Source organism: Streptomyces sp. (assembly GCF_019510245.1).
Taxonomy (GTDB): domain Bacteria; phylum Actinomycetota; class Actinomycetes; order Streptomycetales; family Streptomycetaceae; genus Streptomyces.
Genome location: NZ_JAEKKT010000339.1, coordinates 1 through 9810, shown reverse-complemented (window position 1 = coordinate 9810; position 9810 = coordinate 1). Strand labels below are relative to the sequence as shown.

General features: G+C 70.3%; 9 protein-coding genes and 2 pseudogenes. 5 read left to right on the top strand and 6 right to left on the bottom strand.

The window, feature by feature from the left end; genetic code table 11:
- From JF597_RS50745 to JF597_RS50735, 3 genes and pseudogenes are all read left to right on the top strand, one after another.
- A partial coding sequence (locus tag JF597_RS50745) for a TerC/Alx family metal homeostasis membrane protein (RefSeq protein ID WP_294013198.1) occupies positions 1–720 on the top strand: 720 nt, incomplete at its 5' end.
- Between the two features lie 130 nt (positions 721–850).
- The gene (locus JF597_RS50740) at positions 851–1153 is read left to right on the top strand and encodes a hypothetical protein (RefSeq protein ID WP_294013195.1); all 303 of its coding nucleotides are present in this window, start codon (positions 851–853) and stop codon (positions 1151–1153) included.
- A gap of 123 nt (positions 1154–1276) precedes the next feature.
- A pseudogene (locus JF597_RS50735) lies at positions 1277–2374 on the top strand (ionic transporter y4hA); the annotation flags it as partial.
- A 14-nt stretch (positions 2375–2388) separates the two neighbouring features.
- Here the strand turns inward: JF597_RS50735 and JF597_RS50730 are convergent.
- Entirely contained in the window at positions 2389–3666 is a 1278-nt protein-coding gene (locus tag JF597_RS50730; RefSeq protein ID WP_294013192.1) for an MFS transporter, read from the bottom strand.
- Between the two features lie 192 nt (positions 3667–3858).
- Between JF597_RS50730 and aroQ the strand changes: the two genes are divergently transcribed.
- Complete coding sequence (gene aroQ, locus JF597_RS50725) at positions 3859–4332, top strand: type II 3-dehydroquinate dehydratase (protein WP_294013190.1); 474 nt, start codon at positions 3859–3861, stop codon at positions 4330–4332.
- A 36-nt stretch (positions 4333–4368) separates the two neighbouring features.
- On the opposite strand, the gene JF597_RS50720 is transcribed toward aroQ, so the two are convergent.
- The 5 genes from JF597_RS50720 to JF597_RS50700 form a co-directional block, all read right to left on the bottom strand.
- Positions 4369–5121, bottom strand: a complete 753-nt coding sequence (locus tag JF597_RS50720) for an amino acid ABC transporter ATP-binding protein (protein WP_294013188.1) — start codon at positions 5119–5121, stop codon at positions 4369–4371.
- Positions 5118–6047 carry an amino acid ABC transporter permease gene (locus tag JF597_RS50715; RefSeq protein WP_294013184.1) on the bottom strand — a complete coding sequence of 310 codons (930 nt, stop codon included), beginning with the start codon at positions 6045–6047 and terminating at the stop codon, positions 5118–5120. The genes JF597_RS50720 and JF597_RS50715 overlap by 4 nt, the downstream gene beginning before the upstream one ends.
- Positions 6044–6928, bottom strand: coding sequence for an ABC transporter substrate-binding protein (locus JF597_RS50710; protein ID WP_294013181.1), 885 nt, complete (start codon positions 6926–6928; stop codon positions 6044–6046). The genes JF597_RS50715 and JF597_RS50710 overlap by 4 nt, the downstream gene beginning before the upstream one ends.
- Before the next feature lie 358 nt (positions 6929–7286).
- Complete coding sequence (locus JF597_RS50705; protein ID WP_294013178.1) at positions 7287–7943, bottom strand: MBL fold metallo-hydrolase; 657 nt, start codon at positions 7941–7943, stop codon at positions 7287–7289.
- A 55-nt stretch (positions 7944–7998) separates the two neighbouring features.
- Positions 7999–8688 (bottom strand): maleylpyruvate isomerase family mycothiol-dependent enzyme, encoded by a 690-nt coding sequence (locus JF597_RS50700; RefSeq protein ID WP_294013175.1) that lies wholly within the window; start codon positions 8686–8688, stop codon positions 7999–8001.
- 224 nt (positions 8689–8912) lie between these two features.
- Here JF597_RS50700 and JF597_RS50695 point away from each other — a divergent pair.
- A pseudogene (locus JF597_RS50695) lies at positions 8913–9810 on the top strand (excinuclease ABC subunit A); the annotation flags it as partial.

The following is a 9810-nucleotide window of genomic DNA, read 5'->3' as shown; positions in this document are numbered from 1 at the left end:
CCGTCCCAGTACCAGCAGCGGGTGCTGATGGTCGGCGTGGTCATGGCCCTGGTGCTGCGCGCGGGCTTCATCGCCGCCGGAGCGGCGATCATCTCCGCTTTCTCCTGGGTGTTCTACCTCTTCGGCGCCTTCCTGATCTGGACCGCCTGGAAGCTGATCCAGGACGCCCGCAAGGACGGACACGACGAGGAGTACGAGGAGAACAAGCTGCTCACGATGGTGGAGCGGCGGTTCGGCGTGGCGGACCGCTACCACGGCACCAAGCTGTGGATCGAGCAGAACGGCAAGCGGGTCATGACGCCGATGCTGGTCGTGATGCTCGCGATCGGCACCACCGACGTCCTGTTCGCGCTCGACTCGATCCCCGCGATCTTTGGCCTGACCCAGGACCCGTACATCGTCTTCACCGCCAACGCCTTCGCGCTGATGGGCCTCAGGCAGCTGTACTTCCTGATCGGCGGCCTGCTGAAGAAGCTGGTCCACCTCAGCTACGGCCTGTCGATCATCCTCGGCTTCATCGGCGTCAAGCTGGTGCTGCACGCGCTGCACGAGTCCGGCGTCCACGTCCCGGAGATCAGCATCCCGGTCTCGCTCGGCGTCATCTGCGCGGTCCTGATCGTCACCACGATCACCAGCCTGAGGGCGTCCAGGAAACAGGCGGCGGCCGAGGCGGCGCAGACCCCGACCGAAGGCGCTCCGAAGGACAGCATCGACGTCTGACCACGTCGGACGTAGGAACAACCACCCCGCGCAGCGGTGCGAAGCGCATTGCCGACCCACCGCTCCGGATGCTTCGTTGGGTGGCGGAACGTCCCCGGTCCGGGGGCGCCGCCGCCCGGTGGAGGCAACCGTGACATTCGTCCAGATCATCGACTTCGAGACCGACCGCATCGACGAGCTGAAGGCGCTCGCCGACGAGATGGGCAGCCGGCTCGCCGACCGCGAGAACGGCCCCACGCGCCGCCTGATCCTCAGGGACCGGAACCGGCCAGGCCGCTACCTAGGCGTGATCGAGTTCAACTCCTACGAGGAGGCCGTGCAGAACAGCGACGACCCCGAGACGAGCAAGTTCGCCGAGCAGATGGCCGCCCTGTGCACCCGGCCGCCGTCGTTCACCGACTGCGACGTCGTGGACCTGACCGACTTCACGTAACCGCAACCCGACCACACCCGTCACCCCGGGGGCCGCGCCCCGCCGGCGGCACGCCCTCGGGGGCCGGAAAGGGCCGGAAAGGACCGGAATGCGAAGCCCGTACGCCTCTGCCACCATCGCTGCATGATCACTCGGCTCAGGTCGCTCACCACCCTGTGGACGTTCCTCGTGCCGGTGCTCGCGGTCGTCCTGCTCGTGTTCACCTGGGGCCGCAGTCTGCCCGGCGTGGTCGTCGCGCTGGTGACCGTGGTCCTCGCCGGATCGGTCCTCGCCGCGGTCCATCACGCCGAGGTCGTGGCCCACCGGGTCGGCGAACCCTTCGGCTCCCTCGTCCTCGCCGTCGCTGTCACCATCATCGAGGTGGCTCTGATCGTCACCCTCATGGTCGACGGCGGCGACAAGAGCTCCACCCTGGCCCGGGACACCGTCTTCGCGGCCGTGATGATCACCTGCAACGGCATCGTCGGCCTCTGCCTTCTCGTCGCCTCGCTCCGCCACGGAACCGCGGTCTTCAACCCCGAGGGCACCGGCGCCGCCCTGGCGACCGTGGCCACCCTGGCCACGCTCAGCCTCGTACTGCCGACCTTCACCACCAGCAGACCGGGCCCGCAGTTCTCCGGCGTCCAGCTGACCTTCGCGGCCCTGTCGTCGCTGATCCTGTACGGCCTGTTCGTGGCCACCCAGACCGTGCGGCACCGCGACTACTTCCTGCCCATCACCCGGCAGGGCGAGGTGATCACCGCCGACGACCATGCCGCGGCCCCGTCCGCACGCGTCGCCTGGGTCAGCCTCGGCCTGCTCGGCCTCGCTCTCGTCGGGGTCGTCGGACTCGCCAAGGGCGTGTCGCCGACGATCGAGTCCGGCGTGGCGGCGGCCGGTCTGCACCAGGCCGTGGTCGGCGTGGTCATCGCCCTGCTGGTGCTGCTTCCCGAGACCATCGCCGCCCTGCGCTCGGCCCGCCGTGACCGCGTGCAGACCAGTCTCAACCTGGCGCTCGGCTCGGCCATGGCCAGCATCGGCCTGACCATCCCCGCCGTGGCCCTCGCCTCCGTCTGGCTCTCCGGCCCCCTCGTCCTCGGCCTCGGCGCCACCCACATGCTGCTGCTCGCGCTGACCGTGGTGGTCAGCTCCCTGACGGTGGTGCCGGGCCGGGCCACACCGTTGCAGGGCGGCGTCCACCTGGTGCTCTTCGCCGCCTACCTGGAGCTGGCGATCAACCCGAGGTCCGGCGGTCCTCACCCGGCGACCGGCTCGGCCTCCGCCACCGGCGCCGGCACCGGACGCGTCTCCGGCAGCAGCGCGAAGCATCCCAGGCTCAGCAGCGCGATCGCCGTCAGATACGCCCCCACGGCCCACGGCACGCGACCACTGTGCTCCGCCAGGGCCGTCGCCACGATCGGCGTCAACGCGCCCCCGAGGACCCCGCCGAGGTTGTAGCCGACGGCGGCACCGGTGCAGCGCACTCGCGGTTCGTACAACTCCGGCAGATACGCGGCGACCACCGCGAACATGGTGACGAAGGCGACCAGCGCACCGGTGAACCCGAGGAACATCAGCAGCGGCTGTCCGGTCGCGAGCAGCGCGACCATGGGGAACATCCACAGCGCCGCGGCGGTGCACCCCACGAGGCACAGCGACCGCCGCCCGTGGCGGTCGCCCAGCAGGGCCACCACCGGGGTGAGCGACCCCTTCACCACGACGGCGGCCATGACACACGTCAGCATGACGGTACGGCTCACCCCGAGCCGCTCCGTGCCGTACGCCAGCGACCAGGTCGTCACCGCGTAGAACACCGCGTACCCGACCGAGAGCGCCCCCGCCGTCAGCAGCACCAGCCGCCAGTGGTGCCGTACGACCTCGGCGAACGGCATGCGCGCGGGCTCCTCGATCTCCAGGAACTGCGGACTCTCGGGGAGCGACGAACGCAGCCACAACCCGCCCAGTGCCATCATCCCGGCCGCCCAGAACGGCACCCGCCACCCCCACTGCGCGAACTGGGCGTCCGTAAGGGACGCCGACAGGGCCAGCATCACGCCGTTGGCGAGGAGGAAGCCGATGGCCGGACCGATCTGCGGAAAGCTCGACCACAGGGCGCGCCGTCCGGCGGGCGCGTGCTCCGCGGTCAGCAGCACTGCGCCGCCCCACTCCCCGCCGAGCCCCAGCCCCTGCAGAAAGCGCAGCGCCAGCAGCAGTACGGGAGCGGCCACCCCGATCCTGTCGTACGCCGGCACGAACCCGACCGAGACCGTCGACGCCCCCGTGAGCAGCAGGGACGCGACCAGCACCGGGCGTCGGCCGCGCCGGTCCCCGAGGTGCCCGAACAGCACCGAGCCCAGCGGCCGGGCCACGAACCCCGCACCGAACGTCCCGAACGCGGCCAGCGTCCCCGCGAGCGGCGTGAACGTGGGGAAGAACAGCGGCCCCAGGACGAGCGCAGCGGCCGTCCCGTAGACGAAGAAGTCGTAGAACTCGATCGCGGTCCCGGCGAGGGAGGCGGCCGCCAGCCGCAGCATCGAGGGGGACCTTACGGTGCGTGCATCATGCATGCTCCGACAACTACCAGGGGTGATCGCGGGTTACGGGGGCGCGCGGTGGTGAGACGCCCCGCACAGGAGCCGCCGCGCACCGTGATAGACCGGACCGAGCAGCGGTTCCTCCCGGGGCCGTTCGTCTCTCCCCAGGATTTCCCACGGACCGGAGGAATCGTGCCCCGCACCCTGGCCAACGCCCCGATCATGATCCTCAACGGGCCCAACCTGAACCTGCTGGGCCAGCGCCAGCCCGAGATCTATGGCTCCGACACACTCGCCGACGTCGAGGCCCTGTGCGTCAAGGCGGCGGCCGCGCACGGCGGCACCGTGGACTTCCGGCAGTCCAACCACGAGGGCGCACTGGTCGACTGGATCCACGAGGCCCGCCTCGGCCACTGCGGCATCGTCATCAATCCGGGCGCCTACTCGCACACCTCTGTCGCGATCCTGGACGCTCTCAACACCTGCGACGGCATGCCGGTGCTGGAGGTCCACATCTCCAACATCCACCAGCGCGAGTCGTTCCGGCACCACTCCTACGTCTCCCTGCGCGCCGACGGAGTGATCGCCGGATGCGGCGTCCAGGGCTACGTGTTCGGCGTGGAGCGGGTCGCGGCACTGGTCGGCGCCGCGACCGCGGACGCGTGACGCTTCCGGGCCGGCCGGCCGAGGGCGCGTAGCGCCTCAGAGCCGGCCGGCCTCCACGATCCGCCGCAGGAAACGCCGGGTGCGCTCCTGCTGCGGGTTGCCGAACACCTGCTCGGCGGTGCCGCGTTCGAGTACGACGCCGCCGTCCAGGAAGCAGACCTGGTCGGCGACGTCCCGGGCGAAGCCCATCTCGTGCGTCGCCAGCACCATGGTCATCCCCTCGCCCTTGAGATCGCGGACCACGGTGAGCACCTCGCCCACCAGCTCCGGATCGAGGGCGGCGGTGATCTCGTCGAGAAGCAGCAGCCGGGGCCGCACGGCAAGGGCACGCACGATCGCCACCCGCTGCTGCTGACCGCCGCTCAGCCGGTCCGGATAGGCGCCGGCCTTGTCGCCCAGGCCGAGGCGCTCCAGCAGTTCCCCGGCCCGCTCCTCGGCCTCCGCGCGGGAGGCGCCGTGCACCCGCCGCGGCGCCAGGGTGACGTTCTCCAGCACGGTCATGTGCGGGAAGAGGTTGTACGCCTGGAAGACCACGCCGATACGGCGGCGCACCGCGTCCTGGTCGGCACGCGGATCGGTGATCTCCTCGCCGTCCAGCCAGATCGCGCCGTCGTCGATCTCCTCCAGGAGGTTGGCGCAGCGCAGCAACGTGGACTTGCCGGATCCGGAGGCGCCGATCAGCGCCGTCACCGTGTGCGGGGCGACCTCCAGGTCCACGTCCCGCAGCACGACGGAATCCCCGAACGTCTTGCGGACGGACTCCATGCGCAGAACAGCCGCGTCGCTCATATGGATCCTCCCTGGGCCCGTCGGCGGTCCATCCGGGCCGTCACCCAGTCCGTGAAGCGGGTCATCGGGATGGTCAGCGCCACGAAGACCAGCCCGGCGACGATGTACGGCGTGTAGTTGAGGCTGCGCTGGGCGATGATGTCGGACGCCCGTACGGCGTCGATCGCGCCGCCGATCGACACGAGCCCGGTGTCCTTCTGCAGCGACACCAGGTCGTTCAGCAGCGGCGGCACCTGCCGCCGCACGGCCTGGGGGAGCACCACGTACCGCAGCGCCTGCCGGTTGGTCAGCCCCAGCGAGCGGGCCGCGGCGCGCTGCGAGGGGTGCACGGACTCGATGCCCGCGCGGAACACCTCGGCGACGTAGGCCGAGTACGTCAACGTCAGCGCCGCACCGCCCAGCAGCACCGGATCCACGGTGACGCCCTGGAGGCGCAGCGCGGGTACCCCGAAGACCACGATCATCAGGTTGATGATCAGCGGCAGACCGCGGAAGAAGTCCGTGTACGCCGCCGCCAGTGCCCGCAGGGGGAAGAACACGGGCCCCGGCAGCGTACGGGCGATGGCGATCAGCATGCCCAGGACGAGCACCAGCACGCCGCAGATCAGCAGCAGCCGGACGTTGAGCCACAGGCCTTCGAGGACCTTGGGCAACGCCTCGCGCGCGTACTGCCCGTCGAAGAAGGTCTCCTTGGTGCGCTCCCAGCCGGGCGCGCTGACCACGACCACGTACAGGACGACGGCCGTGACCAGGGTCGACAACGCGGCGATCGCGGTCGCGCGACGGGCGCGGGCCCGCTTGTAGCGCTCCCGCTCCAGCCGCCGTTCGGAGGGGGTGTATCCCTCGGTGCCCTCGGGGGCACCGGCGGCCATGTCGCCCTTGTCGTCCGCGCTCTCCTGGCCGGACTCGTCCTTGGTGACCGTCACTTGAGCACCGGAGCGTCGACGGCGTCGGACAGCCACTGCTTGTCCAGCTTCGCCAGGGTGCCGTCCTTGCGCAGGGCGTCCACTGCCGACGACACGCAGGACGTCAGGTCGCTGCCCTTGTCCAGCACGAGCCCGAACTGCTCGGGCGTACCGCCCTGGTTCTCGAACTGACCGACGATCTTGGCGTTGGTCACCTGGGCCGCGGTGACGTAGAAGGCGGTCGGCAGGTCGGTGACGATCGCGTCCACCTGGCCGTTCTTCAGCGCCGAGATGGCCTGGTCGTTCTTGGAGTATGCGGCCGCCTCCTGGGACGGCTTCACCACGTCGCTGATGTAGTTGAGGCTCGTCGTGCCGACCTGGGCGCCCAGCTTGAGGCCCTTGAGGTCCGCGATGCCGGTCGCCTTCGCCGCCTTGCTGCCCTTGAGTGCGATGACCGCCTGGCGGACGTCGTAGTAGCCGGACGAGAAGTCCACGGCCTTCTTGCGCTCGGTGCTGATGGACACCTGGTTGATGTCGAAGTCGAAGGTCTTCACGCCGGGCGCGAACGCCTTGTTGAACGGCACCCGCTGCCAGACGACCGCGCTCTCGTCGTACCCGAGCTGCTTCGCCACGGCGTACGCGACCGCCGACTCGAAGCCCTCGCCGTTGGCCGGCTTGTCGTCCTTGAACCACGGCTCGTACGCCGGTTCGTCGGTCGCGATCGTCAGCTTGCCGGAGGTCTTGGTGGCCAACTTGCCCTTGGCGCAGGTGGTTCCGACCGAGGAGGAGGACCCGCCGGACGCCTTGTCGTCCGGCTGCGGAGCGCAGCCGACAGCGGTGGCGAGCAGGGCTATGGTGGCAGCGGCGGCGGCGCGGCGCAGTGCGCTCGGGGCAGGGTGCATGGCGGGAGAGTGACAGCGAAAGCCGCGTTTGTCCACGTCAAGCCGGTGTTTGTCCGCATACTGGGAACGGGTGTTGCGGTCTTGTGAACGCTGCGTGCGGGGGAGCGGAGACGCCGGGGCCGCCGGCCGAGGGCGGGGAATGATGACCGGCGGCCCGTACCGCGCAGGAGCCGTCATCCTGTGCGGGGCTGCCACCAGTTGACCGCGCGACGGCGTGCGCGGGGAGCGTGCGCCGGGCGCCGACGCGTGCGAACCGTTCACACGGGGCGCGCGCGACGCTGCACGCGCCCTGCACGCATCGTCGGGGCCCCGCGGCACTCATCGCCCGGGCCCCGCGCCTACCGCCCGGGGCCCGCACTCACCACCCGCGCGCGTGCCACTCCGGCAGGTGCGGCCGCTCCGCGCCCAGCGTGGTGTCGTTGCCGTGCCCCGGGTACACCCAGGTCTCGTCCGGCAGGACGTCGAAGATCTTCGTCTCGACGTCGTGGATCAGGCTGGCGAACGCCTTCGGGTCCTTGCGCGTGTTCCCGACACCGCCGGGAAAGAGGCAGTCCCCGGTGAAGACGTGCGGATGGCCGTGCGGGTCGTCGTAGACCAGCGCGATGGAGCCCGGGGTGTGCCCGACCAGATGGCGGGCGGTCAGCTCGACCTGGCCGACCCTGATCACGTCGCCGTCGCCGACGAGGACGTCGGTGGTGACCGGGATGCCGGCGGCGTCCTCGCGACCCGCGTAGGTCCGTGCGCCGGTGGCGGCGACGACCTCGGCCAGCGCCTGCCAGTGGTCGCCGTGCTGATGCGTGGTGACGACGGACGCGATGCCGTCGTCACCGATCATGCCGAGGAGCGTCTCCGCGTCGTTGGCCGCGTCGATCAGCAGCTGCTCGTCGGTGGCGCGGCAGCGCAGCAGATAGGCGTTGTTGTCCATCGGCCCGACCGCGATCTTGGTGATCATCAGGTCCTTGAGCTCGTGCACGTCCGCTGGTCCGCCGACCGTGACCTCTCCGCTGTACGTCATGGCGGTCAGCCTATAGCGGAGAGCGGGCACCGATGTGCCGCGCGCTGCGCGTGTGCTAAAGCGGCGGAAGTGCGGGCAGTGTCCCGCCCTTCACGACCAGGGCCGAGCCGTCGCGGCGGCCTGCCAGCCAGCCCAGCAGGTCGGCGGCGGACCCCTCGACGGCGATCGGGCCTCCCGGCGCGCCACCGCCCGTCGTCCAGACCCGGCCGGTGTCACTGCGCAGACCGGTCGACGGGACCTCCCGGTGCCCGCCGAAGCGGTCCGCCAGGAAGTCGATCTCCCGCTCCGTGAACTCCTCCGGGAGGTCCTCCAGCTCGTACCCGATCCCGAGATCGACATGGTGCAGCTCGACCTCGGCCCAGCGGCGGAAGGGCAGCCGGGCCGCGACGTCGGTGACCCCGTTGCGCAGTTCCACCGTGCGCGTCCAGTCCGCGGGCTCGGCCGCCCGGGCCAGGAATCCGGCGTGGCTCGTGCGCAGGTCGTCCAGGTGCGCGGCGAGCGAGCGCGGTGCGTCCCGCTCGATGTCGGCGTCCCTGGCCTCGGCGGAGACGTACATGGGACGGCCGTCCAGCACGTTGGCGAGCGCGTCCGCGTTCCGGGCGAGGTGTGCCAGGACGTGGCCGACCGTCCAGCCCGGCAGCCGTGACGGTCGCGCGCCGGCCGCGTTGTCCAGTGCGGCGGCTGCGCTGAGGAGCCGCTCGGTCGCTTCCTGTACAGACGCCAGGTCATGAGCGTGATCAATCATGGGGCTGACAGTAGCCCGGCCACACGTTCGGGTGAAGGTTTCGCACCGGCTCCGTAAATCGAATGCGCGTGCTATATGGTCGGTGACGGCTTCGGGCATGCTTGATGGTCCGGGATTGTTTACCCATCCAGGAATCCGACCGGCGTTGTCAGTGGCTCCCCCTAGTCTGAAGAAGCACGGGGCCCTGCCCCTGTCACTTCTCTCAAGAAAGGTGCGGACCGGCTGTGGCCGACCGTCTCATCGTCCGTGGCGCGCGCGAGCACAACCTGAAGAACGTCTCGCTCGACCTGCCTCGTGACTCGCTCATCGTCTTCACGGGGCTGTCCGGGTCGGGCAAGTCCTCCCTGGCCTTCGACACGATCTTCGCCGAGGGCCAGCGTCGCTACGTGGAGTCGCTCTCCTCGTACGCCCGCCAGTTCCTCGGCCAGATGGACAAGCCGGACGTGGACTTCATCGAGGGCCTGTCCCCGGCGGTGTCCATCGACCAGAAGTCGACCTCGCGCAACCCGCGCTCGACGGTCGGCACCATCACCGAGGTCTACGACTACCTGCGGCTGCTCTTCGCGCGCATCGGCAAGCCGCACTGCCCCGAGTGCGGCCGCCCGATCTCCCGCCAGTCGCCGCAGGCCATCGTGGACAAGGTCCTGGAGCTGCCGGAGGGGAGCCGCTTCCAGGTACTCTCGCCGCTGGTGCGCGAGCGCAAGGGCGAGTTCGTCGACCTCTTCGCCGACCTCCAGACCAAGGGCTACTCCCGCGCGCGTGTGGACGGCGAGACCGTCCAGCTCTCCGAGCCCCCGACGCTGAAGAAGCAGGAGAAGCACACCATCGAGGTGGTCGTCGACCGCCTCACGGTGAAGGGCACCGCAAAGCGGCGCCTCACCGACTCCGTGGAGACCGCGCTCGGCCTCTCCGGCGGCATGGTCGTGCTCGACTTCGTCGACCTCCCCGAGGACGACCCCGAGCGCGAGCGCATGTACTCGGAGCACCTCTACTGCCCGTACGACGACCTGTCCTTCGAGGAGCTGGAACCCCGCTCCTTCTCCTTCAACTCGCCCTTCGGCGCCTGCCCCGAGTGCACCGGCATCGCCACGCGCATGGAGGTCGACCCGGAGCTGATCGTCC

Bases quoted from the DNA above. Each gene is read 5' to 3' on its own strand.
- JF597_RS50730 (WP_294013192.1), bottom strand. From the start codon at position 3,666: ATGCTGCGGCTGGCGGCCGCCTCCCTCGCCGGGACCGCGATCGAGTTC.
- JF597_RS50720 (WP_294013188.1), bottom strand. From the start codon at position 5,121: ATGAGCGACGCGGCTGTTCTGCGCATGGAGTCCGTCCGCAAGACGTTC.
- JF597_RS50710 (WP_294013181.1), bottom strand. From the start codon at position 6,928: ATGCACCCTGCCCCGAGCGCACTGCGCCGCGCCGCCGCCGCTGCCACC.
- JF597_RS50705 (WP_294013178.1), bottom strand. From the start codon at position 7,943: ATGACGTACAGCGGAGAGGTCACGGTCGGCGGACCAGCGGACGTGCAC.
- JF597_RS50700 (WP_294013175.1), bottom strand. From the start codon at position 8,688: ATGATTGATCACGCTCATGACCTGGCGTCTGTACAGGAAGCGACCGAG.